This is a genomic window from Streptomyces sp. KL116D, assembly GCF_030766975.1.
GTDB classification, from domain to species: domain Bacteria; phylum Actinomycetota; class Actinomycetes; order Streptomycetales; family Streptomycetaceae; genus Streptomyces; species Streptomyces longispororuber_A.
Genome location: NZ_JASERH010000140.1, coordinates 126061 through 150277, shown reverse-complemented (window position 1 = coordinate 150277; position 24217 = coordinate 126061). Strand labels below are relative to the sequence as shown.

Sequence of the window (24217 nt, the reverse complement as noted above, 5' to 3'; positions counted from 1 at the left end):
CGGCCCGCGCACCGCCGACAGCGTCGCCCTCACCTTCCACGGGCAGGGCGACCCCGCCATCGCCCACGCCCTCCTCAAGGAGGCGGAGCGGGCCCACGCCCACATCACCGTCCTCGCCGTCGGCACCTGGCTCGACGCCCACCCGGACCTCGCCCGGCGCATCCTCGACGGCGGCCACGACCTCGGCAACCACACCCTCCACCACCGCGACATCAACGCCATGTCCGAGGCCGACGCGTACGCCGAGATCACCGGCTGCGCCGACCGCATCCGCCGCCTCACCGGCTCCATCGGGACCTGGTTCCGGCCGTCCCGCACCCCGACGGCGACCCCGCTCGTCACCCGCCTCGCCCGCCGTGCCGGCTACCCGCACGTCCTCTCCTACGACGTCGACTCGCTCGACTTCACCTCACCGGGCGCGGACGCGGTCGTCGACAACGTCACCTCCGCGCTGCGCCCCGGCTCCGTCGTCAGCCTGCACTTCGGGTACACCGACACGGTCGCCGCGCTGCCGCCCCTCCTGGACCACCTCGACCGTCGCGGCCTGTCCGCGGTGACCTGCACGGAGCTGCTCACGTGAACACGCACCCGACCCGCCGCACCGGCGCCCTGCTCGCCGCCGCCACCGCGGCCGTCCTCGCCGTCCTCACCGGCTGCGGCGCCGAGAACGCCGCCGACCGCGGCACCCAGGGCGCCATCAAGCCGGTCAAGCCCGCCGTGCCGAAACAGCAGCCGGTGTACGGACTGCCCGGCATGCCGCCCGTCCTCGACCCGAAGGACGTGTACTCCGCGGACCGCCCGAACAAGCTCTCCCCGGTCGTCAAGGACTTCCCGTCCCGGGTGTACGTCCCCAACACCGAGTCCGACACCGTCTCCGTCATCGACCCGAAGACCTTCAAGGTCATCGAGACGATCCCGGTCGGCCGGCAGCCCCAGCACGTCGTGCCCTCCTGGGACATGAAGACGCTGTGGGTCAACGACGACAAGGGCAACACCCTCACCCCCATCGACCCGAAGACCGGCAAGGCGGGCAAGCGGGTCGACGTGCACGACCCGTACAACCTCTACTTCACCCCGGACGGCAAGAACGCCGTCGTCATGGCCTCGCTCGACCGCGAACTGGTCTTCCGCGACCCGCACACCATGAAGATCAAGCACACCGAGCCGGTCAGCTGCTACGGCGTCAACCACGCCGACTTCTCCCTCGACGGCCGCTACTTCATCGTCAGCTGCGAGTTCAGCGGCGAACTGCTCAAGGTCGACACCGCGAAGATGAAGGTCGTCCAGCAGCAGAAGCTGCCCTTCGACGGGGCGATGCCGCAGGACGTGAAGATGTCGCCGGACGGCAAGAAGTTCTACGTCGCCGACATGATGGCCGACGGCATGTGGGTGCTGGACGGCGACACCTTCGGCAAGCCGAAGCTGCTGCCCACCGGCAAGGGCACCCACGGCCTCTACGTCAGCCGCGACTCCCGGGAGATGTACGTCTCCAACCGCGGCGAGGGCACCATCTCCGTCTTCGACTTCGCCCGGGACGAGGTGACCAAGAAGTGGAAGCTGCCCCAGGGCGGCAGCCCCGACATGGGCGGCGTCTCGGCGGACGGCAACACCCTGTGGCTGTCCGGCCGTTACGACTCCGAGGTCTACGCCATCGACACCAGGACCGGCGTCCAGATCGCCCGGATCCCCGTCGGCAACGGCCCGCACGGCCTGGCCGTGTATCCGCAGCCCGGCCGCTACTCCCTGGGCCACACCGGCATCTTCCGGTAGCTCTCTAGGGGAGGTGCTGCATCAGCGCCTCGGAGCCGACCGCCCGGTAGCCCGCCGCCTGGAACACCCGCACGCTGCGCGCGTTGCCGGGCGACTGCTGGGCCCACACGTGCTCGTCGGGCACCAAGTGCCGGGCGGCGACGGCCAGTTGCCGCCCGAGCCCGTGGTGCCGCAGCGCCTCGTCGACCTCCAGCGACGCCTCCCAGCGACCGCCGAGGCCCCGCCCCAGCGCCAGCACCCCGCCGTCCGCCTCCCACACCCGCACCTCGTCCCGGTGCGACAGCGCCCGCGCCACCCGGGGATGCTCCCGGTCACGGATCTCGCGCAGCGCGAGCGGCGGCGGTCCGGCCAGCGCGGGCGCCACCGTCACCAGGTCGATCGTCTCGTGCGTGCGCCCCGTGCGCTCCATGAACGCCACCAGGAACCGGGCGTTCATCGGCGCCGAGAACGGGTCGCAGTCCACCGCGGCCAGCGCCTCGCGCACCCACCCCTCCGGCTCGTCGGTGACCACCACGGTGTGCGCCGTGAACGCGAGGATCCCCGCGTCGCGCGCGTTCGTCTGCGGCACGACCGTCAGGGTCCCGTCCGGCACGGGGAAGACACCCTTGGCCACCGCGTCCAGAATGTCCCGCAGCATCACGCGCGTACTCCTCACTTGAGTCTCCACCCACTGGAAGGCCCAGACTCCCAGACATGATCGACGACGGCCCCCCGCTGCTCACGATCGGACAGCTGGCCCGCCGCACCGGCCTCACGGTGCGCACCATCCGCTACTGGTCCGACGAGGGCGTCCTGCACCCGGTGACCCGCAGCGACGGCGGCTACCGACTGTACGACGCGCAGTCCGTGGCCCGCCTGGAGCTGATCCGCACCCTGCGGGAGCTCGGACTCGGCCTGACCGCCGTACGGAAGGTGGTGGCGGGGGACGCGGACGTCGCGGCGGTGGCCGCCGCGCACGTCGCGGCGCTCGACGCGCAGATCCGTGCGCTGCGGCTGAACCGGGCGGTGCTGTCGACGGTCGCCAAGCGCAACTCGACCGCCGAGGAGATGGCACTCATGAACAAGCTGGCGCGGCTCTCCGCCGCCGAGCGCAAGCACATCATCGACGACTTCATGGAGCAGACGTTCGGCGGCATCGACACCGCCGACCCCGAGATCCGCAACCGCCTGGTGGTCATGGTCCCCGACCTGCCGGACGACCCGACCGCCGAGCAGGTCGACGCCTGGGTGGAGCTCGCCGAGCTGATGCAGGACCCCGACTTCCGTGCCCACATGCGCAAGATGGTCGAGTTCAACGCGGCCGACCGCGGCCCGGACGTGAAGCCCGGCAGCTCCCTGTGGTTCATGAGCCGCCTGGTGCAGCTGGCCGCCGAGGGCCGGGAGCGCGGCGTCGCCCCCGAGTCGGACGAGGCGGGCGAGGTGCTGCGGGGAATGCTCGGCGACGCGGACCTGCCCGCGGCCCTGGAGCGGCTGGAAGCGGCGGCCAACGAGGACGTGGCCCGGTTCCGCGATCTGGTGTCCCGGGTGCGCGGCCTCGATCCGCTGCCGCGGCACGAGGCCGAGTTCGCCTGGGTACTCGCCGCACTGCGGTTCCGGACGGCCAGCTAATCTGACCCCCGTCAACACAGCAGTACGTAAACGAGGGGTGGTCCCGGTGGCGGACATCGAGTCGGCACGCAAGGCGTTCGAGCGGTTCGACGCGGACGGCGACGGCTACATCACGGCGGCCGAGTACAAGAGCGCCATGGCGCAGATGGGCGACTTCAACGTCACCGAGTCGGTGGCCGAGGCCCTGATCGCCCGGCAGGACGCCAACGGGGACAAGCTGCTGTCCTTCGACGAGTTCTGGGCCAACCTGAACAAGGGCTGAGCCCTGAAGGACGAGACGCGTCCGCCGTCCCCGCACGCCGGGGCGGCGGACGTTTCGCTGCTGACGCTGCTCGGCCTCGGCGCCGACGAGGACGCCGTGTACCGGCTCCTCGTGGACCGGCCCGACGCCGAACCCGACGCGCTCACCGGCCCGTTGGGCCCCGACGCCGTGGCGCGGGCCCTCGGCGTGCTCGTCGAGCGCGGCCTGGTGAGCGCCCGGCGGCCGGCCGGCGACGGCCCGGAGCGCTACCGGGCGGCGTCACCCGTGCTCGCCCTCGGCCCCCTCCTGGAGGCCAGACGCGGTGCCCTCTACCAGGTCGAGCACCTGGTCACGGAGCTCGCCGAACGGCACCGGACCGCGCAGGTCAGGGCCTCCGGCGCGCCCGTCGAGCTGCTGTCCGGCGCCGCCGCGATCCGGCGCAGACTGCTCGCCATGGGCCGCGAGGCACAGCGCGAGGTCTGCTCCCTCATCCCCACCAGGACCGCGCCTGTGGCGCTGTCCGTGGAGGACGGCATCGAGGAGGTCGAGCGGGACTCGATCGCCCGGGGCGTGGTGCTCCGCTCGGTGGTGGAGCGCGGCTGGTTCGACCGGCCCGCCACCGCCGCCTCCCTCGCCCAGCTCGTGGCGGAGGGCCAGAGCGTGACCGTCGCCGACCGGGTGCCGATCAAGCTGGTCGTCGCGGACCGCCGCACCGCGCTGCTGCCCCTCGACCCCGAGCGCGACGAGACCGAACCGGTCGCCCTCGTCGTCCACCGCAGCGGGCTGCTCACCGCGCTGCAGGCCCTCTTCGACCAGTGCTACGCGCAGGCCAGGCCGCTGCGCGCGGGCGCCGCCGAGCCGACGGCCGACGACGACGCCCTCGACCCGCTCGACCGGCAGGTCCTGGCCCTGCTGCACGTCGGCCTGACCGACGCGGCCATCGCCCGTCAGCTCGGCATGGGCCACCGCACCGTGCAGCGGCGGCTGCACGCCCTGATGGCCAGGGCGAACGCCTCGACCCGGTTCCAGCTCGGCGCGCACGCCATCCGCGCCGGCTGGATGGAGTGACCCGTTCCACGAGCCCGAGGCGTATTTACGCCGCGGCGACTTCACGCCACGGGTGATCCCTTGTAGCGGACACACGTCGTGCCGAACCATCAGCACACCGAACACGTGGGGCCGTTGAGCCCCGCGTTTGTGCGTGTGATGGGGAGGACGCTGTGCCGAAGAGACGGATACGCCAGGTCGTGGCAGCGGGGGTGGTGGCCGCGGCCACCGGTTCCGCGCTGCTGGCCGGACCCGCGTGGGCGGCCGACGGGGACGAGACGCCCGTCGGCGGCGCGGCCCCGGTGGCGCCCGCCATGACGCAGGGCCTGGACTCGGCGCCGAGGGCGGGCACCCCCGCCCAGGCGGCCCGCGCCCACATCAAGGACCACCAGGACACCTACAAGGTGCCCGCGTCCGATCTGAGGACCGGCCGGACGACGAAGGACGGCGGCCAGACCACCGTCCGGTTCCGCCAGCAGCACGACGGCGTGCCGGTGTTCGGCGCCGAGTACGCGGTGCAGACCGAGAAGTCCGGCGACGGGCAGCAGGTCACCTCCGCCACCGGCACCCTCTACACCGACCTCACCGTCTCCACGACCCCGCGGGTCGACGAGGCCACGGCGCAGCGCCGCCTGACCGTCCTCGACGCCAACCTGCGCGGCGTCGAGGGCGCGAAGACCGCCGGCCACGGCCTGACCGTGCTGCCCGACGCCCAGGGCGGCCGCCTCGCCTGGCACTTCACGGTCACCGGCGCCAAGAAGGACGGCAGCCCGGTCCGCCAGGAGGTCTACGTCGACGCCCGGGCCGGCGCGCTCGCCCTCTCGTACAACAACATCGACGCCGCCGACGCCGCGCCGGCCCGCGCCACCGGCGTCCGCGTCGACGGCAGCGAGGCGCAGCTGGAGGCCGACAAGGCGGCCGACGGCTCCTACACGCTGGTCGACTCGACCCGTGCCATGTACCCGGTCACCGGCGGCCAGATCCGCACCTACGACGCCCAGCGCAAGAGCTACCTGGACGTCGCGGGCGGCCCCGTCACCGACGACGTGCCGCTGGTGAAGTCCGCCACCGACCGCTTCGACGGCGCGAACACCACGTCCGGCGCGGTCGACGCGCACGTCAACGCCGCCAAGGTCTACGAGTTCTACAAGAACGAGATAGGCCGCGACGGCGTCGACGGCAAGGGCGGCACCATCTACTCGGTCGTCAACGTCGCCAGCAACGGCAAGGACTACGCCAACGCGTTCTGGGACGGCTCGAAGATGGTCTACGGCCACATGGACGGCGTGCCGCTCTCCGTCGGCCTCGACGTCGTCGGCCACGAGATGACGCACGGCGTCACCGAGCACAGCGCCGGACTCGTCTACCTGAACCAGCCGGGCGCCCTCAACGAGGCGATATCCGACTACTTCGGCAACGCCATGGAGACCGCCGACAAGGGCGTCGCCATGGACGACCCGAACTCCGGGCTCATCGGCGAGTACCTCTGCAACGGCACCAAGCCGCTGGAGGAGTGCGCGCTGCGCGACCTGAACGACGGCCGCAACGCGCAGCAGGACTTCGAGCCCATCCCGCTCGACATCGACAACGGCGGAGTGCACTACAACTCCACCATCGTCGGCGGCGCCCTGTGGGACATGCGCAAGACGCTCGCCCCCGAGCTCGCGGACAAGATCGTGTACCGCGCCGCGCAGAACTACCTGACCCCGCTCGCCGGCTTCACGGACATGCGCAACGCGGTCACCCTCGCCGCCAAGTCGCTGAAGGTCTCCGGCGCCGACATGACCGCCATCAAGAAGGCCTTCGACGGACACGGCATCGAGAAGGGCTGGGAGCAGCAGGGCGCCAACCGCGCCGACGGCACCACCATCGGCGCCGACGTGCTGCCCGCCTACGAGGTCTACGGCGGCATCGACGAGCAGGCCGCGCAGATCAGCGGCGACGTCTACGCCATCGGGCACGGCGACGCGATCGCCTGGGACCGGGGCAGCGCCGCGTTCGGCATCACCGTCGGCCGGTTCAGCAAGCAGCACGGCAAGTCCGACCACGAACTCGCCCAGGACGACGCCTACTTGATCGACCCGTCCCTGGACAGGGACCGGGTAGTCTTCACCCGGATCGCCGCCGACGGCATCGGCGTCTACGGCGCGGGCGACAAGGGCCAGGGCGCCATCAAGAAGATCGTCGACGCCCCGGACGCCGACGAGACCGAGCCGGTCACGGAGAACGGCGCCCTCGCCTACATCTCCACGACCGCCGACGGCGAGCAGGACGTCATGCTCCGCAAGGCCGACGGCAGCACGGTGAACGTGACGCCCGAGACCGGCACCAAGGCGGCCCGCCTCGCCATGAAGAACGGCACGATCGCCTGGGCGGGCGGCGACGGCACCTGGGTGTACGCCTACGACATCGCCACCGGCACGACCCAGAGCAAGCGCATGAAGGGCTTCCTGTTCGGCCGGATCACCGACGTCCAGCTCACCTCGGACCGGATCTTCTACCGCGGCACCCAGGCCTTCCTCATCACCAGCGACACCATCGAGTCCGCACCGGTCTCCGACCTCGGCCAGATGAAGTCGCTGAAGGCCCCCTCGTCGACGTACCTCGGCCAGTTCTCGGTCACCGACGACTACTTCGCCTACTCCTCGACCGACCTGTTCGGCGGCCTCGGCGCCTGGACCGGTCCCTGGAAGGCGAAGGTCGCGCCGACCGCCGACGTCGTGAACGGCACCGCCGCGTACCAGCGGATCTCCTGCTCCTCCGGTACGCAGCTGGCCCCGTCCCTCGGTGACGGCCAGCGCGTCGCCTGGCTGGACACCTCGGCCGCCGCGACGGACGTGGTGACCCGCGAGTCGTTCGCCGGTACCTGCGAGGACTGACTCAGCCGGCCCTGACAGCGGCCCGGTTCACCGCGGACAGCACCGCCCCCACGGAGGCGGTCAGCACCGAGGTGTGCCGGGCCGCACCCCATTCCCGTACCTCGCCGACCCGGCAGCGGACATAGGCCACGGCCTCGCTGTCGGGTCCCGGCGCCAGCCCGTGCTGGGCGAACGCCTCGATGTCCGCGTCGACACCGGCGGTCCGCAGCGCGTCCGTGAAGGCGGCCAGCGGACCGTTGCCCTTGCCGTCCAGTTCCCGTACGACGCCGTCGACCTGGGCCGTACCGGCGAACCGGTGCACGGCTCCGTCCCGGCGCACCGACCACTCGCCCAGGGCGACCGGGCCCGGCACGTCCACATAGGCGGCGCGGAACAGCGCGTACAGCTCGTCCGGGCTCGCCTCGCGCCCGCTGTCGTCGGTCGCCTCCTGCACGAGACGCGCGTACTGCGGGCGCATGTCCTGCGGCAGGTCGATCCCGTGCCGGTCCTTCAGCAGATACGCCATGCCGCCCTTGCCCGACTGGGAGTTGACGCGGATGACGGCCTCGTAGGTCCGCCCGACGTCGGCCGGGTCGATCGGCAGGTACGGCACCTCCCACGGCGTGTCCGGGTGCCGGCCGGCGCGCGCGGCCAGTCCCTTGCTGATGGCGTCCTGGTGGGTGCCGGAGAAGGCGGTGTACACGAGCTCGCCGCCGTACGGATGGCGCGGGTGCACCGGCAGCCGGTTGCAGTGCTCGACCGTCCCGCGCACCGCGTCGATGTCCGAGAAGTCGATCATCGGGTCGACGCCCTGCGCGTACAGGTTCATGGCGAGGGTGACGAGGTCGACGTTGCCGGTGCGCTCGCCGTTGCCGAACAGACAGCCCTCGACGCGCTGCGCGCCCGCCAGGACGGCGAGTTCGGCGCAGGCGACGCCGGTGCCGCGGTCGTTGTGCGGGTGCACCGAGAGGACGACGCAGTCGCGGCGGGCCAGGTTGCGGTGCATGTACTCGATCTGGTCGGCGTACACGTTCGGCGTCGCGACCTCGACCGTCGTCGGCAGGTTGTGCGTGACCGGCCGGTCCGGGCTCGCGTCCCACAGCTCCGTCAGCCCGTCGCACACCTCCAGGACGAAGTCCGGCTCGGTCACGTTGAAGGTCTCCGGCGCGAACTGGAAGCGGATGTGCGCGTCCGGCCGGGCGTCCGCGAGCCGCGCCATGTGGGTGGCGGCCGCCCGGACGGTCGCGTGCACCTCGGCGCGGGACCGGCCGAGGACCACGTCGCGCCAGACGGGCGATGTCGGGATGTACAGGTGGACGACGGCGCGCGGCAGGCCCTCGATCGAGGCGAAGGTCCGCTCGATCAGGTCCTGCTTGGCGGGCGTGAAGACGACGGGCGTCACGTCGTCGGGGATCGCGCCGGTCCCGGCCCGTTCGGCCAGATGGCGCACGAAGTCGAAGTCCGTACGGCTCGCCGACGGATAGCCGACCTCGATCTCCTTGAAGCCCATCCGCACCAGCAGCTCGAAGAAGCGGTGCTTGCGGCCGGTGTCCATCGGCTCGGCCAGCGCCTGGTTGCCGTCGCGCAGGTCGACCGGCACCCACAGGGGCGCCTCGGTGATCCGCCGGTCCGGCCAACTCCGGTCGAGGACGGGGACGTCGACCCGCTCGTGGTGCGGGCGGTAGCGGTGGTACGGCATCGGGCCCGGTGCTTGCGGATTCCAGCGGTACGGGGTCGTCATGGCGGGGACCTCTCCTCGGTGCGGTCGACGGGTGACGACCGGCAGCACGGCACCCCGCGGCGGGGTGCCGGTCGCGTCAGGCCCCGCCGCGGCGGCCGAGAAGGAGAAGTCCGCGGATCATGCCGGTACAGTAACCACACCTCAGGTCCTCAGACAAGTACTCCTCAGACAAGTTGGTGCGCACCGATGTCCCAGCCCCCGGCCCTCGGCCCCGTCCGCCCCAGCCCCCTGGTCGAGCAGGCGGCCGAGCGGCTGCGCGCCCAGATCGCCGACGGTGACTGGCCCGTCGGCGCCCGGCTGCCCGGCGAGACCACCCTCGCCAAGGACCTCGGCGTCGGCCGCTCCACGGTCCGCGAGGCGCTGCGCGCGCTCGCCGGCGCCGGCATGGTGCGGGCCCGCCAGGGCGCGGGCGTCTTCGTGACGGCGACCCGCCCGGTCGAGGACTGGCCCACCCGGCTGCGCAGGGCCGCCGTCGCCGACGTCTACGAGGTCCGCACGCTCCTGGAGGTCCAGGCCGCACGACTCGCCGCGCGGCGCCGCACCGACGACGACGTCGCCGCGATGCGCGCCGCCCTCGCGGACCGCAGGGCGGCGGCGGACGGCCCGGGCGACGCGTTCGTCGACGCCGACATCGCCCTGCACGCCACCGTCGTCGCGGCGGCCCACAACCCCGTCCTCACCGACCTGTTCACCGAGTTCGCCCCCGCACTGCGCCAGGCCCTCATCGACCTCCTCGACCTCGTCGACGTCGCCCGCGCCGAGCACGACCACGGCGACACCGCGCACACCGCCCTGGTGGACGCCGTCGCCGCCGGCGACGCGGCGGCCGCGGGGCAGGCCGCGCGGGAGGAACTGGAGGCGATCCAGGGCAAACTGGCCGCCAGGGAGGACGACTGAGACCGGGCCGGCACCCGCCGCGTCAGGACGCCTTGCGGTACTGCCCCGGCGCCACCCCGAACTCCCGCCTGAACGCCTTGGCGAACGCGAACTCCGAGGCGTAACCAGCCCGTTGGGCCACCACCCGCAACGGCTCGTCCGCCGCCCGCAGCAGCCGCCCCGCCGTCGTCATCCGCCACCACGTCAGATACGCCAGCGGCGGCATGCCCACCGCCGCCGCGAACCGCCGGGCGAACGCCGCCCGGGACAGCCCGCCGAGCCCGGCCAGCTCCGCCACCGTCCAGCCGTGCGCCGGATCGGCGTGCATCGCCCGCAGCGCCGCCGCCAGCGGCGGCTCGGTCAGCGCCGACGACCAGCCCGCCGGATGCCCGCGCCCCGGCTCCCGCTCCGGGTCCAGCCACCACGCCCGCAGGATGTACAGCAGCAGCGTGTCCACGAGCGCCGAGACGATCGTGTCCGAGCCGGGCCGCGGCGCGTCCAGCTCGTCCCCCAGCAGCTCGATCGCCGCCCGCAGCGAACGGTGGGCGCCGACCCGGGCCGGCAGATGCACCACGTCGGGCAACTCGCCCAGCAGCGGATGGGCCCGCGCCCGCTCCAACTGGTACGCCCCGCACAGCATCACCGTGTCGGGCGTCGGACCGACCGAGGGCCGCGGCGGGGGAGCGGGCCAGTTGCCGTCCTCGTCCAGCGTCAACGGATCCGGCTCCACCCCGATCTCACTCACCAGCGTGTGCCCGCGGCCGTGCGCGAGGAACACCACGTCCCCCGGCCCCAGCGACACCGCACGCGCCGCGTCCCCCTCCGGCAGCAGCCACGCCGAACCGCGCAACAGCACGTGGAACCCGGCCCCGTCGTGCGCGTCGAAACGACTGCCCCACGGCGCGAACTTGTCCCGCAGCGCCGAATGCGGCCGCCCGAGCCGCATCGCGGCGACCGCGTCACTGAGTACGTCCATCAACCCACCGTAGCCCGGGAGTTGACGCCGTGAGACGAACGGACAGGAAGGTGAGACCAGCGGGCATGGAGCGTCTCGCCGCGGCTGCCTACGGTCGACGCATGACGAACACCACGCAAGCCGCCACCGCCCGCACCGTCCTCTTCGACGCACTCGGCGGCCCCGAGGTCCTCCGCATCCACGACGTCCCCCTGCCCGCGCCGGGCCCCACCGAACTCCTCGTCCGCGTCGAGGCGTTGGGCCTCAACCGCGCCGAGGCCCTCTTCCGCGCCGGCACGTACTACTACCGGCCGACCCTCCCCGGCTCCCGGCTCGGCTACGAGGCATCCGGCACCGTCGAGGCCGTCGGCGACCAGGTCACCGCCTTCGCCCCCGGCGACCCCGTGATGACCGGGTCCGGCATCGAGATGGGCGCACAGGGCGTCTACGCCGAACGGATCGTCCTCCCCGAGAGCTCCGTCGTGCCGCGCCCCGCCTCCGTCGACGCGGTCGCCGGAGCGGCGGCCCGGCTCACGTACACGACGGCGTACGGCGCCCTCGTCGAGACCGCCGGAATGCGCCCCGGAGACCACGTCCTGATCACCGCGGCGTCCAGCGGCGTCGGCACCGCCGCGATCCAGGTCGCCCGCCGGATCGGCGCCGTGCCGATCGCCACGACCCGTACGGAGGCCAAGCGCCGGGCCCTCCTCGACCTGGGCGCCGAACACGTCGTCGTCACCGGGACCCACGACGTGGCGAAGGAGACCCACCGGATCACCGGCACCGGCGCCGACATCCTCTTCGACGCCATCGGCGGCCCCGAACTCCCGCACCACGCCGCCGCGTTGCGCGCACACGGCACCATCGTCGTCTACGGCTGGCTGAACGGACCGATCACCTTCCCGATGAACTGGCCCCAGACCATCCACACCTACGCCAACTTCAGCGTGACCCCCGAGGTCCGCGACCGCTCCGACGCCTTCCTCCACGCGGGCCTGCGCGACGGCACCCTCCGGCCGGTGATCGCGGAGGTCTTCGAGGGCCTGGACCGCATCCAGGACGCGCACCGGCTGATGGAGACCGGCACCCACACCGGAAAGATCGTCGTCACTCTTTGAGCCGCATCCCGGAATAGCCGCCCCGCCCCGCAGGTTCGCAATGCATGCACATGCATAAATCCCGCGGCTTCGGAAGGCAAGGCACGACATGAAGATCGGCATCATCGGCGCCGGCAACATCGGCGGCAACCTCACCCGGCGCCTCACCGCCGTCGGCCACGACGTGCACGTCGCGAACTCGCGCGGCCCGCAGACGCTCACCGCGCTCGCCGAGGAGACCGGCGCCACCCCCGCCACCGTCGAGGACGCGGTGCGCGACGCGCAGGTCGTCGTCGTGACGATCCCGCTCAAGGCCGTGGCGAACCTGCCCCAGGGCCTCCTGGACACGGCCGCCGACGACGTCGCCGTCATCGACACCGGCAACTACTACCCGCAGCAGCGCGACGGGAAGATCACCGGGATCGAGGACGACGGCCTGACCGAGAGCCGCTGGACGGAGCGGCAGATCGGCCATCAGGTCGTGAAGGCGTTCAACGGCACGTACGCCCAGGACATCCTCGACAAGGCCCGCCCGGCCGGCGACCCGGCCCGCGTCGCCCTCCCGATCGCGAGCGACGACACCGCCGCGAAGCGGGTCGTCACGGCGCTCCTCGACGAGATCGGCTTCGACGCGGTGGACGCCGGGGGCCAGGACGACTCCTGGCGCCAGCAGCCCGGCACCCCCGTCTACGGCCTCGCCTCCGACACGACGGCCGTCCGCAAGGCCCTGGAGGCGGCCTCCCCGGAACGCACCGCGGAGTGGCGCGCCTGACCGCTCGCCCCACCGGCCCCCGTCAGGGCGTGGCCCAGTCGCGCAGCGCCGTCTCGCTGCCGAAGTCGGCCACGTTCTTGTCGAGGGGCCGGTCCGTGTACTGGTGGATCGTCCAGTCGGCCTTGATGCGCGGCTTGCCCGCGGTGACGTAGTCGGCGATCCAGAGACCGTCGCCCGCATACGACGTCGTGTCCACGTTCAGCCAAAAATCGCGGTTGCAGTACAACATGACCTTGTGGTGGGGGCGCAGCCGCTTCACCTCGCGGATGAACCGGTCCTTCTCCGCGTTGGAGGCCCGCGTGCCCTCCCCGGTCGTCTCCCAGTCCACCGCCAGCAGGTCCCCGGCCTTCTCCGGTGCCTTGCTCACGAAGTACTCGGCCTGCGCCGTGAGGTTCCCCGGCCACAGGAAGTGGTAGAAGCCCACGACGCAGCCGGCGTCGCGGGCCCGCTTCGTCTGCGCGGCGAGCCGGGGATTGACGTAGGAACGGCCCTCCGTCGCCTTGACGAAGACGAACGACAGGCCGTCCGTGTCGAACGTGGACTGGTACGAGCTGACATCTATTCCGCGCAGCATCCAGGGCCTCCCGGTCGGTGGGGCGACGAGGTCGAGCATCCATCGTCCACGATCCGGCCCGGGCGCAGGTCGCCTTTGCGCAGGTCCGTCCGTCGCCGACGTCGCAGGGCACGTCTACCCGGGGTCGCGGACGACAAGTCGCCGCCGCCGCGGATCGCCGTCCGGGGTGACCGTTTGAGCGTCCGTCGTCTTGGAACACGCTTTACACGTCTACATGCAACTACGGCGGCCCCGTCGCTGTCTGACAGGGAGTTGGGCCCCTGATGAGGGGCGTACGGGGCGGCGGAGAGAGCGGGGCAGGACGTGGGACGGCGCAGGGGTGGCGGAATAGGGATCGCGCTCGTGACGGTCGCGGCGCTGGCGGGCGTGAGCGCCTGTGGCGGTGGCGGCAGCGACAGCGCGGCGAGCGGGGACGACGGGAAGGCGTCGGGGAAGCCGAGCGCGAGCGCCTCGCCCTCGCCGACGAAGCCCAAGGGCCCGCCGATGCTGTTGGAGACGATCACCCCGCAGACCGGTACGACGGTCGGCGTGGCCATGCCGGTGTCGGTGGTCTTCACCGATCCGGTCGCCGCGAAGGCGCGCGCCGCGGTGGAGAAGCACATGAAGGTGAGCACGTCGCAGCCGGTGGAGGGCGCCTGGCACTGGTTCGGTGACAAGCGCGCCGACTGGCGGCCCAAGGAGTACTGGCCGTCCGGTACGAAGGTGAAGGTCGTCGCCGACATGGAGGGCGTCGGCAACGGCAACGGCCGCTACGGCGTGCACAGTTACACCCACACCTTCAAGGTCGGCGACGACGTGCGGGCCGACGTGTCGGTCAGCGGCCACACCATGAAGGTCACCAAGAACGGTGCGGCGGTGCGCACGCTCTCCATCAACGCGGGCAGCGCCGAGTACCCGACCTGGAACGGCACGATGGCCGTCATCGACAAGCAGAAGGAGGTCCACATGACCTCCTGCAGCGTCGGCATCAGCTGCGACAAGGGCAATCCCAACTACTACGACCTGACGCTGCCCTGGGACGTCCACCTCACCCAGTCCGGTACGTACGTGCACTACTCGACCGGTGACCCGAACCCGGGCAGCGGCAGCGCCCGCGGCTCGCACGGCTGCGTCCACCTGTCGATCTCGGACGCCAAGTGGTTCTACGGCCAGGTCAAGCAGGGCGACCCGGTCACCATCACCGGCTCGCCGCGCGCCAAGGCCCCGGCCGACAACGGCTACGCTGCGTTCAACCTGAGCTGGGAGCAGTGGCTCGCGGGGAGCGGGTCGGGGGAGGGCACTACGGCCGCGCTGTGAGCACCCGCCACGGTGTGGTGCCGATGTCGGCCGGCGTGCCGTCCAGGACGCGGGCCGTGCGGCCGGCCGGGTCGAGGGTGACGGTGGCGAGGCTCGCCCAGCGCTGACCGAGGGGTTTCGCGGGGTCGGGCAGGCAGGTGACCGGGGGTTCGCCGTCCCCGGTCACCAGGAGTGCCGCCAACGCGTCGACGGTGGCCGGGAGTTCGCCCTGGAGTCGCTGGGCCATGAAGGCGCGGCGTTCGCCCGAGTCCGGCTGGTAGAGCCAGGACTTCTCGTCTGCCGTGAGCGCCGGCGTCAGGAAGTGGTTCGTCCGCAGCAGGGCGCCGGTCGCCTGGTCCGGCCGGATCTCGTGCACGCCCACCGGGCTGATGTCGAGGAGCACGGCGTCGCCCGCCGCGTCGAACAGGGCGAAGGACCCGGACGAGGCGAGCGGCGCCGAGCGCACGATCGCGACGGCCTCCGCGACGCTGCCCGCCTCGGCGAGCACGGTCGCGGCGAGGACGTGCACGGGGACGCCGCCGACGCGGTCCCGCAGATGGCCGAGGATGTTGAAGTGCAGGGCGAGTCCTGCACTGTTGACGCCCATCTTGCCGAGGATGCCGTGCTCGGTGAGGCCGACGACGGTGTGCCGGGCGCCGCGCGACTCCAGGGTGTGCCAGTAGGGCCGCAGCTCGACGTGCCAGTCCCAGGTCTGTGCGCCGATGCCGCCGAGGACGACGGTGGTGCACTCGCCGGGGGGTACGGCGGTGGAGCGGGCCAGGATCTCCGTACGGGCGTTGAGGACTCCGGCCTGCCATTCCTCGACGCCCGCGCCGGCCGCGATGCCGGCGATCTCGGCGCGGGCGGCGGGCCGGAAGGCGCCGATGGCGTCGAGGGCGCGCTCGGCGTCGTCCCGGGCGCCGGCGAGGTCGATCCCGCCGAGCGCGAGGAGCCGGGCGTACACGTCGAGGGCCCCGGGTATCCCGTCGCGCAGCAACGCGCCGCGGGCGACGCCGCGTTCGTGGGGATCGACGGCGTCGACGGTGGTGTGGGGGCGGTTCATGGGAGCCTTTCTGGGACGGGACGGCACGATCAAGCCCCTCCGGCGATTGAGGAGCGGGGTCCGGGGCGGAGCCCCGAGGCGTAGGAGCGGTACGGCGTCACGAGAACCGGACCCGCCCCCCGAGGACAGTCGCCAGCACGGGATTCCGGGCCTGCGCCGCGGGCGTGAGCTCCAGCGGATTCCCGCCGAGCACGGTCAGGTCGGCGAGGTAGCCGGGGGCGATCCGGCCCCGCTCGTGCGCGGCCCCGGCGGCCCGTGCGGCGGCCAGGGTCATGCCGGAGTACGCCTCGCGGGCGGTCAGCGCCTGGGAGGGCTGCACGGGCCGGGTGTCCGGTTCCTCGACGGGGCGGCGCAGCTGGCAGTCGGCGAGTGAGGTGCGCGGGTCGCCGGGGCCGATCGGCCAGTCGGAGCCGAGGGCGACGACCGCGCCGTGGTCGAGCAGGTCGCGGGTGCGCCAGCCGCGTGCGGCGCGGTCCGGGCCGATGCGGCGGGACCAGTTGTCGGTGCCGTCGGCGCGGGTGTGCCGGGTGCCGTGCACGGGCTGGAGGCTCGCGACGACGCCCAACTCGGCGAATCGGCCGAGGAGTTCGTCGGGGAGGGACTCGATGTGCTCGATGCGGTGCGGGGCCCGGCCGGCCGGGCCCGCCTCCTCGATGACGTCGAGGGCGTGGCGTACGGCCCGGTCGCCGATGGCGTGCGTGGCCGTCGGGATGCCGCGCTCGGTGAAGAAGCGGACGGCGGCGCGGTAGGCGTCGAGGTCGCGCCAGAGGGGTTCGCGGTTCTCGCCGTGGCAGTCGGGGTGGTCGAACCAGGCGGTGCCGTTGTCGGCCGTGCCGTCGAGCATGAACTTGGCGCCCTCGACGTGCCAGCGGCGGCCGTGCAGCCCCTGCTGTCCGGCGATGCGCCGCCACACCTCGGGCGGGGAGTCGGCGGGGACGAGCGGGGAGCAGCGGATGCGCAGGGGGAGTTCGCCGTGGGCTTCTATGTGCCGGTACACGTCCTCGGAGGGCTCGGTGAAGTCGAGGGCGTGCAGTCCGGTCAGGCCGCCGTCGGCGAGCAGGCCGAGCTGGGTGGTGACGTATGCGGCGGCGGTGGCGAGCGGGACCTCGGGGTAGTGGGCGAAGACCAGGTCCATCGCCTGGAGTTCGAGGACGTGGCCGGTGGGCAGGCCGTCGGGTCCGGTGACGACCTGGGAGGCGTCGGTGAACGTCTCCCGGCCGGTGAGGCCCGCGAGTTCCACGGCGCGGGGGCTGATCACGAGTGCGTGGGCGTCCTGCGTCATGAGGGAGACGGGCCGCCCGGGGAAGCGGGCGCCGAGGGCGGTGCCGGCCGGTTCGCCGTCGAAGGCGTTGACGTCGAGGTCGTAGCCGGTGATCCAGGCGTCGGCCGGCAGGCCGTGGGCGGCGGTGGCGACGCGCTCCAGTACGGCGTCGAGGGTGGCGGCGCCGGCGAGGTCGACGCCGCGCCCGATCTCGATGGAGCCCCACACCGGGTGGGCGTGGACGTCGACGAGGCCGGGCAGCACCGTGGCGCCGGGGAAGTCGTGGACCGCGGTGGCCGGGCCGCGCAGTGCGGCGATCTCGGCGGCGGGGCCGACCGCGACGATCCGGCCGTCCGTGACGGCGAGCGCGTCGCCGGGCCGGTCCTCCTCGGTCAGGGTCTCGATGCGGTCGGCGGTCAGGACGACGTCGGCGTGCACAGGTCATCGCCTTCCGTGGAGGCAGCCGCGGCGGGCTGGGGAGCGGGGGTGGCAGGGGTGGCCGGGGCGGCGGGGGGAAGCGTGCCGAGGGCGCGGGCCGTGCCGCCGTAGACGAGGGCGGCGACGGCCATGCCGGACGGGACCGACAGGTCGACGCCGCCCAGGGCGGTGGCGAGCGGGCCGGTCCAGAAGGTGGTGCTCACCCACATCAGGGAGACGAGGCCGCCGGTGAGGAGGGCGAGCAGGCCCGGCCAGTGGATGCCGCCGCGGTACCAGAACGGGCCGCCGCGCTCCTGGCGCAGCAGTTCGGCGCCGTGGTAGCGGTTGCGCCGCAGGGCGAGGTCGGTGACGGCGACGGCCATCGCAGGGCCGGTGATCACGACGACCAGCTGGAGCATGGTGTTGACGCTGGTCAGGAAGTCGAAGACGAGGATCGCGTAGAGCGTCATCGCGGTGCCGAGGGCGCCGATCACGAGGACGGCCGGGATCCGGGCGAGCCGGACGCCCACCGACTGGATGGACAGGCTCGCGCTGTAGGCGGTCATCCCGTTGTTCGCGACGGTGTTGAAGACGACGGCGAGCACGAAGACGGGTGCGAACCAGCCGGGCAGCACCGACTCCAGGGCCGCCTGCGGGTCGGTCATGTCGAGGGCGGTCGCGGCGAGCGCGCCGACGGCGGTGAAGACCACACCGGGCAGGTACGCGCCGAACGCCGTCCAGCCGGCGACGGCCGTGATCGAGCTGTCGCGCGGCAGGTAGCGGGCGAGGTCCGGGCTGTTGCTGTACGAGAGCGCGGTCGACCCGATGATGGTGAATCCGGCGCCGAGCGCGGCGGCCAGCGCGGCGCCGTGCAGCGGTTCGGCCGGTGCGTAGGACCAGTCGGCGGCGTGCAGCACGTACCCGGTGACCACGATGAACACGACGGTGAGCAGCACGCTCAGGGCGGCGTAGAGGCGGACGATCGTGGCGTGGCCGTAGATCGCGACGAGCAGGGTGACGCCCGCGACGAGGCAGATGATCACCGCGTCGAGGGCGGCGGAGTCCGGCAGTCCCCACTGCCCGGCGAGGCCGATGCCCGCGACGGAGGCGGCGGACCAGTTGAGCGCCAGGTAGGCGGAGGCGATCAGCCAGCCGGTGACGACGAGGACCAGCTTGTTGCCGACGGTCCCGTAGAAGGCCCGGGAGATCACCGAGCCGCTGGTGCCGGCCGCCGGTCCGCTGGCGGCCAGGACGCCGGTGCAGATCCACAGCAGGTTCCCGGCCAGGATCACGCCGATCGCCTGGGGCAGCGTGAGTCCCATCAGGACGAGGGAGGCGCCGACCGCGAAGCTCAGATAGCTGACGTTGGGGGCGGCCCAGACGGCGAAGAGCTGCCGGGGGTGTCCTGAGCGTTCCTCGTCCAGGACCAGGTCGATGCCTCTGGTCTCCGGCTGACCTGCGCGTTCGGTCGGTTGTGTGGTCATCGTGGCCTCTCGGACTGCGGCGGCACTGCCGCACGGGCACGGTTATTGGTTGCCTGACCAATAAGCTGTTGGGCGCCCATCCAATAGGCTGCGCGGTATGACGTCAAGAGCCCCGGAAGAGGACCGGCCCAAGCGGACCAGGAAGCCGCCCGAGGAGCGCCGCGCGGAGATCGTGGGCGCCGCGGCCCGCGTCGCTCTCGCGGAGGGCCTGGAACTGATCACGCTGCGCCGGGTCGCGGACGAGCTGGGGGTGCGGCCGGGGTTGATCGGCCACTACTTCCCGGCCGCCGACGACCTGGTCGCCGAGGCGTTCGGGTACGCCGCCACGGGGGAGCGGGAGACGCTGCTGCCGGCGGCGGAAGAGGAGCTGGCGCCGGTCGACCGGCTCGCCCTCTTCCTCGTGCGGCTGACCGGCGGCGACTACGCCGACCTGAGCAGGCTGTGGCTGAACGCCCGGCACCTGAGCCGGTTCAAGGAGCCGCTGCGCCGGGCGGTCGCCGCCCAGGAGACGGCGACGCGCGGCGAACTCGTCGCGCTGATCGGGGAGGGCGGCTTCGAGGCCGAAGGGGGTGCGCTGCGGGCGGCGGTGCACATCCTGATCGCCGTCGACGGCATGGGCACGTACGCCAACGCCGACGACTCGGGCGACCCGCAGGTGGACGGCCTGGACCTCGGCGACCTGGTGATCGAGGCCGCCGAGTCCCGGCTCGGCCTGCCCCCGGGCACGCTACGGGAGCGGGCCAGGGCGCACGGGGTGGGCTGAGCGCCCGGACCGGGCGGTGCTCAGCACTCGATGATGTTCACCGCGAGACCGCCCCGCGCGGTCTCCTTGTACTTCACGCTCATGTCCGCGCCCGTGTCCTTCATGGTCTTGATGACCTTGTCGAGGGACACCTTGTGGGAGCCGTCGCCGCGCATCGCCATCTTGGCGGCGGTGACGGCCTTCACGGCGGCCATGCCGTTGCGCTCGATGCACGGGATCTGCACGAGGCCGCCGACCGGGTCGCAGGTCAGGCCGAGGTTGTGCTCCATGCCGATCTCGGCCGCGTTCTCCACCTGCTCGGGGGAGCCGCCGAGGACCTCGGCGAGCGCGCCCGCCGCCATCGAGCAGGCCGAGCCGACCTCGCCCTGGCAGCCGACCTCGGCGCCGGAGATCGAGGCGTTCTCCTTGAAGAGCATGCCGATCGCCCCGGCGGACAGCAGGAAGCGGACGACGCCCTCCTCGTCGGCCCCGGGCACGAAGTTCACGTAGTAGTGCAGGACCGCGGGGATGATGCCGGCCGCGCCGTTCGTCGGAGCGGTGACGACCCGGCCGCCGGCCGCGTTCTCCTCGTTCACGGCCATCGCGTAGAGCGTGATCCACTCCATGGCGTGGGCCAGCGGCTCGCCCTCGGCGCGCAGCTTGCGGGCCGAACTCGCCGCGCGGCGGCGGACCTTGAGGCCGCCGGGCAGGATGCCCTCGCGGGACATGCCGCGCGAGACGCACGCCTGCATCACCCGCCACAGTTCGAGCAGGCCCGCACGGATCTCGTCCTCGGTGCGCCAGGCCTTCTCGTTCTCCAGCATCAGCGCCGGGATGGACAGACCCGTCTCCTGCGTGAGGCGCAGCAGCTCGTCACCGGTGCGGAAGGGGTACTTGAGGACGGTGTCGTCCGGCATGATCGGGTCGTCGCCCGCGACGGCGTCCTCGTCGACGACGAAGCCGCCGCCCACCGAGTAGTACGTCTTGGTCAGCAGCTCCCCGCCGTCGGCGTCGTACGCCCACAGCGTCATGCCGTTCGCGTGGTACGGCAGGGCCTTGCGGCGGTGCAGGACCAGGTCGTCGTCGTGGTCGAAGCCGATCTCGTGCACGCCGAGCAGGTTGATCCGGCCGGAGTCCTTGATCGTCGCGACGCGCTCGTCGGCCGTCTCGACGTCCACCGTGCGCGGGGACTCGCCCTCCAGGCCGAGCAGCACCGCCTTGGGGGTGCCGTGCCCGTGACCGGTCGCGCCCAGCGAGCCGTACAGCTCGGCGCGTATCGAGGCGGTGTGGGCCAGCAGGCCCTCGTTCTTGAGGCGCCGCGCGAACATGCGGGCCGCGCGCATCGGGCCGACCGTGTGGGAGCTGGACGGGCCGATGCCGATCGAGAACAGGTCGAAGACCGAGATGGCCACGGTGGTACTCCAATGGTGGGTGGTAGACGCCGTTGTCTGCCGGGTGGTGCGGCAAAGCGTGGAACGTGCGGAGCGGGAACCGCCGGGAACAGCGGCAGGGGCACCGCGCGCTGGTTCCTGTGGTTCCAGTGTGCGCGGTGCCCCGGAAGTTCGTACGTACGCCAGGGTACGTAACTCCCTCGGAACCCTTACAGGCCGGGGTACAACGGGTGCTTCTCGGCCAGAGCGGTCACCCGGGCCTTCAGAGCGGCACCGTCGTAGGACGGCTTGAGGGCCTCGGCGATCACGTCGGCGACCTCGCGGAAGTCGTCGGCGCCGAAGCCGCGGGTGGCGAGCGCCGGCGTGCCGATGCGCAGGCCGGAGGTGACCATCGGCGGGCGCGGGTCGTTCGGGACCGCGTTGCGGTTGACCGTGATGCCGACCTCGTGGAGCCGGTCCTCGGCCTGCTGGCCGTCGAGCTCGGAGTCGCGCAGGTCGACGAGGACCAGGTGCACGTCCGTGCCGCCGGAGAGCACGTTCACGCCGTGGGCGCGGGAGTCCTCGGAGGTCAGCCGCTCGGCGAGGATGCGGGCACCCTCGACCGTGCGCTGCTGGCGCTCCTTGAAGTCCTCGCTCGCCGCGACCTTGAAGGAGACCGCCTTGGCCGCGATCACGTGCTCCAGGGGGCCGCCCTGGAAGCCCGGGAAGACGGACGAGTTCAGCTTCTTCGCGAAGTCCTTCTTGGCGAGGATGATGCCGCCGCGCGGACCGCCGAGCGTCTTGTGCGTGGTGGACGTGACGACGTCGGCGTACGGCACCGGGTTGGGGTGCAGACCGGCGGCGACGAGACCCGCGAAGTGGGCCATGTCGACCCACAGGTACGCCTCGACCTCGTCGGCGATGCGACGGAACTCGGCGAAGTCCAGCTGGCGCGGGTACGCCGACCAGCCGGCGATGATCACCTTCGGGCGGTGCTCCTTCGCCAGCCGCTCGACCTCGGCCATGTCGACCAGGCCCGAGTCGTCGACGTGGTACGCGACCACGTCGAACTGCTTGCCGGAGAAGTTCAGGCGCATGCCGTGCGTGAGGTGGCCGCCGTGCGCCAGGTCCAGGCCCAGGATCGTGTCGCCGGGCTTGGCGAGCGCGAAGAGGGCGGCCTGGTTCGCGGAGGCGCCCGAGTGCGGCTGCACATTGGCGTACTCGGCGCCGAACAGCTCCTTGACCCGGTCGATCGCGATCTGCTCGGTGACGTCGACGTGCTCGCAGCCGCCGTAGTAGCGGCGGCCGGGATAGCCCTCGGCGTACTTGTTGGTGAGGACCGACCCCTGGGCCTCCATGACGGCGACCGGGGCGAAGTTCTCCGACGCGATCATTTCCAGGGTCGACTGCTGGCGGCGCAGCTCGGCGTCGACGGCGGCCGCGACGTCCGGGTCAAGCTCGTGCAGGGACTCGTTCAGTACGGACATCAGGGGTCAGCTCCCGGAGAACTCGGTGTACTCGTCGGCGGTGAGCAGGTCCTTCGGCTCCTCGGAGACGCGGACCTTGAACAGCCAGCCGCCCTCGAAGGGGGCCGAGTTCACCAGGGCCGGGTCGTCGACGACGTCCTGGTTGGCCTCGACGACCTCACCGGTGACGGGGGAGTACAGGTCGGAGACCGACTTGGTCGACTCCAGCTCGCCGCAGCTCTCGCCCGCGGTGACGGTGTCGCCGACCTCGGGGAGCTGGGCGAACACGATGTCACCGAGCGCGTTGGCCGCGTGCTCCGTGATGCCGATCGTGGCGACGCCGTCCTCGACGGCCGACAGCCACTCGTGCTCCTTGCTGTAACGCAGCTGCTGGGGGTTGCTCATGATGCGAATTCTCCTGTACGCGGGAAGGTGCTGCTGACGGCGGGGCTGGGAGGCGCTACTTCTGGCGCTTGTAGAACGGCAGGGCCACGACCTCGTACGGCTCGTGGGTACCGCGGATGTCGACGCCGACGCCCGCCGTGCCGGGCTCCGCGTGCGCGGCGTCCACGTACGCGATGGCGATCGGCTTGCCGAGGGTGGGCGACGGGGCGCCGGAGGTGACCTCGCCGATCACCTGTCCGCCGGCCACCACCGACATCCCGGCGCGCGGCACCCGGCGGCCCTCGGCGATCAGGCCGACGAGCTTGCGGGGCGGCGCGGTCTCGGCGCGCGCGGCGGCGGCGACCAGCGCGTCGTGCCCGACGAAGTCGTCCCCGTGCGACGTCTTCTCGAACTTGACGACGCGCCCCAGACCGGCGTCGAAGGGGGTGAGGGCGGTGGTCAGCTCGTGCCCGTACAGCGGCATGCCCGCCTCCAGGCGCAGCGTGTCCCGGCAGGACAGACCGCAGGGGATCAGGCCGTACGGGGCCCCGGCCTCGGTCAGCGCCTGCCACAGCTTCTCCGCGTCGGCCGGCGCGACGAACAGCTCGAAGCCGTCCTCGCCGGTGTAGCCGGTGCGCGCGATGAGCGCGTCGACGCCGGCGACGGTGCCGGGCAGGCCCGCGTAGTACTTCAGGCCGTCGAGGTCGGCGTCGGTGACCGACTTCAGGATCGTGGGGGAGTCGGGGCCCTGCACCGCGATCAGCGCGTACGCGTCCCGGTCGTCGCGCACCTCGGCGTCGAACCCGGCGGCGCGCTCGGTGAGGGCGTCGAGGACGACCTGGGCGTTGCCCGCGTTCGCCACGACCATGTACTCGGTCTCGCCGAGCCGGTAGACGATCAGGTCGTCGAGGATGCCGCCGTCCTCCCGGCAGATCATCGTGTACCGGGCGCGGCCGACGCCGACGGAACCGATGTTGCCCACGAGCGCGTGGTTCAGCAGGTCGACGGCGGCCGGACCGGTCACCGTGATCTCGCCCATGTGGGACAGGTCGAACAGACCGGCCTTGGTGCGCACGGCGTTGTGCTCGTCACGCTCGCTGGCGTAGCGCAGGGGCATGTCCCAGCCGGCGAAGTCGGTCATCGTGGCGCCCAGCGAACGGTGCAGGGCGTCGAGGGCGGTCGGACGAGGAGGGGTGACGGTCATGGCTGGTGCTCC

At 72.3% G+C, this 24217-nt stretch carries 22 protein-coding genes; 11 read left to right on the top strand and 11 right to left on the bottom strand.

Features of this window, described 5'->3' with window-relative positions; genetic code table 11:
- Both RBJ77_RS54590 and RBJ77_RS54585 read left to right on the top strand, forming a co-directional pair.
- On the top strand, positions 1-580 hold a 580-nt coding region (locus RBJ77_RS54590; protein ID WP_372351837.1), incomplete at its 5' end, for a polysaccharide deacetylase family protein.
- Complete coding sequence (locus RBJ77_RS54585) at positions 577-1770, top strand: PQQ-binding-like beta-propeller repeat protein (protein WP_372351836.1); 1194 nt, start codon at positions 577-579, stop codon at positions 1768-1770. The genes RBJ77_RS54590 and RBJ77_RS54585, both read left to right, overlap by 4 nt.
- Positions 1771-1774: 4 nt before the next feature.
- Here the strand turns inward: RBJ77_RS54585 and RBJ77_RS54580 are convergent, their stop codons facing one another.
- A complete protein-coding gene (locus RBJ77_RS54580) occupies positions 1775-2407 on the bottom strand; it encodes a GNAT family N-acetyltransferase (protein ID WP_372351835.1) in 633 nt (210 codons plus the stop codon).
- 56 nt (positions 2408-2463) lie between these two features.
- On the opposite strand from RBJ77_RS54580, the gene RBJ77_RS54575 reads away from it, so the two are divergent.
- The 4 genes from RBJ77_RS54575 to RBJ77_RS54560 all read left to right on the top strand — a co-directional run bounded on the left by RBJ77_RS54575 (position 2464) and on the right by RBJ77_RS54560 (position 7545).
- Entirely contained in the window at positions 2464-3378 is a 915-nt protein-coding gene (locus RBJ77_RS54575; protein WP_372351834.1) for a MerR family transcriptional regulator, read from the top strand.
- A 46-nt stretch (positions 3379-3424) separates the two neighbouring features.
- Entirely contained in the window at positions 3425-3640 is a 216-nt protein-coding gene (locus tag RBJ77_RS54570) for an EF-hand domain-containing protein (RefSeq protein ID WP_372351833.1), read from the top strand.
- 96 nt (positions 3641-3736) lie between these two features.
- Positions 3737-4687 carry a hypothetical protein gene (locus RBJ77_RS54565; RefSeq protein WP_372351832.1) on the top strand — a complete coding sequence of 317 codons (951 nt, stop codon included), beginning with the start codon at positions 3737-3739 and terminating at the stop codon, positions 4685-4687.
- 152 nt (positions 4688-4839) lie between these two features.
- The gene (locus tag RBJ77_RS54560; RefSeq protein ID WP_372351831.1) at positions 4840-7545 is read left to right on the top strand and encodes a M4 family metallopeptidase; all 2706 of its coding nucleotides are present in this window, start codon (positions 4840-4842) and stop codon (positions 7543-7545) included.
- 1 nt (position 7546) lies between these two features.
- Here RBJ77_RS54560 and leuA read toward each other — a convergent pair whose 3' ends face one another.
- Complete coding sequence (gene leuA / locus RBJ77_RS54555) at positions 7547-9265, bottom strand: 2-isopropylmalate synthase (RefSeq protein ID WP_372351830.1); 1719 nt, start codon at positions 9263-9265, stop codon at positions 7547-7549.
- A gap of 186 nt (positions 9266-9451) precedes the next feature.
- Between leuA and RBJ77_RS54550 the strand changes: the two genes are divergently transcribed.
- Positions 9452-10162, top strand: a complete 711-nt coding sequence (locus RBJ77_RS54550) for a FadR/GntR family transcriptional regulator (RefSeq protein ID WP_372351829.1) — start codon at positions 9452-9454, stop codon at positions 10160-10162.
- A gap of 22 nt (positions 10163-10184) precedes the next feature.
- Here the strand turns inward: RBJ77_RS54550 and RBJ77_RS54545 are convergent, their stop codons facing one another.
- Positions 10185-11117 carry an AraC family transcriptional regulator gene (locus tag RBJ77_RS54545; RefSeq protein WP_372351828.1) on the bottom strand — a complete coding sequence of 311 codons (933 nt, stop codon included), beginning with the start codon at positions 11115-11117 and terminating at the stop codon, positions 10185-10187.
- A 101-nt stretch (positions 11118-11218) separates the two neighbouring features.
- Here RBJ77_RS54545 and RBJ77_RS54540 point away from each other — a divergent pair, with 101 nt between their 5' ends.
- Together RBJ77_RS54540 and RBJ77_RS54535 are read left to right on the top strand one after the other, a co-directional pair.
- Positions 11219-12214 carry a zinc-dependent alcohol dehydrogenase family protein gene (locus RBJ77_RS54540; RefSeq protein WP_372351827.1) on the top strand — a complete coding sequence of 332 codons (996 nt, stop codon included), beginning with the start codon at positions 11219-11221 and terminating at the stop codon, positions 12212-12214.
- 88 nt (positions 12215-12302) lie between these two features.
- Complete coding sequence (locus RBJ77_RS54535; protein ID WP_372351826.1) at positions 12303-12965, top strand: NADPH-dependent F420 reductase; 663 nt, start codon at positions 12303-12305, stop codon at positions 12963-12965.
- Between the two features lie 22 nt (positions 12966-12987).
- Here RBJ77_RS54535 and RBJ77_RS54530 read toward each other — a convergent pair whose 3' ends face one another.
- Positions 12988-13539, bottom strand: a complete 552-nt coding sequence (locus tag RBJ77_RS54530) for a glycoside hydrolase family 25 protein (protein ID WP_372351825.1) — start codon at positions 13537-13539, stop codon at positions 12988-12990.
- Positions 13540-13842: 303 nt separating this feature from the next.
- Here RBJ77_RS54530 and RBJ77_RS54525 point away from each other — a divergent pair, with 303 nt between their 5' ends.
- Positions 13843-14835, top strand: coding sequence for an Ig-like domain-containing protein (locus tag RBJ77_RS54525; RefSeq protein ID WP_372351824.1), 993 nt, complete (start codon positions 13843-13845; stop codon positions 14833-14835).
- Here the strand turns inward: RBJ77_RS54525 and RBJ77_RS54520 are convergent.
- From RBJ77_RS54520 to RBJ77_RS54510, 3 genes are all read right to left on the bottom strand, one after another.
- Positions 14819-15877 carry a C45 family autoproteolytic acyltransferase/hydolase gene (locus tag RBJ77_RS54520; RefSeq protein WP_372351823.1) on the bottom strand — a complete coding sequence of 353 codons (1059 nt, stop codon included), beginning with the start codon at positions 15875-15877 and terminating at the stop codon, positions 14819-14821. The two genes, RBJ77_RS54525 and RBJ77_RS54520, sit on opposite strands and share 17 nt — an antisense overlap.
- A 97-nt stretch (positions 15878-15974) precedes the next feature.
- Positions 15975-17576, bottom strand: coding sequence for an amidohydrolase (locus RBJ77_RS54515; RefSeq protein WP_372351822.1), 1602 nt, complete (start codon positions 17574-17576; stop codon positions 15975-15977).
- A complete protein-coding gene (locus RBJ77_RS54510; protein ID WP_372351821.1) occupies positions 17555-19039 on the bottom strand; it encodes a cytosine permease in 1485 nt (494 codons plus the stop codon). Before RBJ77_RS54510 ends, RBJ77_RS54515 begins: the two co-directional genes overlap by 22 nt.
- 97 nt (positions 19040-19136) lie before the next feature.
- On the opposite strand from RBJ77_RS54510, the gene RBJ77_RS54505 reads away from it, so the two are divergent.
- Positions 19137-19802 (top strand): TetR/AcrR family transcriptional regulator, encoded by a 666-nt coding sequence (locus RBJ77_RS54505; RefSeq protein ID WP_372351820.1) that lies wholly within the window; start codon positions 19137-19139, stop codon positions 19800-19802.
- A gap of 20 nt (positions 19803-19822) precedes the next feature.
- Here the strand turns inward: RBJ77_RS54505 and RBJ77_RS54500 are convergent, their stop codons facing one another.
- From RBJ77_RS54500 to gcvT, 4 genes are all read right to left on the bottom strand, one after another.
- On the bottom strand, positions 19823-21193 hold the full coding sequence (locus tag RBJ77_RS54500; RefSeq protein WP_372351819.1) for an L-serine ammonia-lyase: 1371 nt from the start codon (positions 21191-21193) through the stop codon (positions 19823-19825).
- A gap of 188 nt (positions 21194-21381) precedes the next feature.
- Positions 21382-22638: a serine hydroxymethyltransferase gene (gene glyA, locus RBJ77_RS54495; RefSeq protein ID WP_372351818.1), complete on the bottom strand. Its 1257-nt coding sequence runs from the start codon at positions 22636-22638 to the stop codon at positions 21382-21384.
- A 6-nt stretch (positions 22639-22644) separates the two neighbouring features.
- Positions 22645-23022 carry a glycine cleavage system protein GcvH gene (gene gcvH / locus RBJ77_RS54490; protein WP_255968219.1) on the bottom strand — a complete coding sequence of 126 codons (378 nt, stop codon included), beginning with the start codon at positions 23020-23022 and terminating at the stop codon, positions 22645-22647.
- Positions 23023-23077: 55 nt separating this feature from the next.
- Positions 23078-24205 carry a glycine cleavage system aminomethyltransferase GcvT gene (gene gcvT / locus RBJ77_RS54485; protein WP_372351817.1) on the bottom strand — a complete coding sequence of 376 codons (1128 nt, stop codon included), beginning with the start codon at positions 24203-24205 and terminating at the stop codon, positions 23078-23080.
- Positions 24206-24217 lie beyond the last annotated feature (12 nt).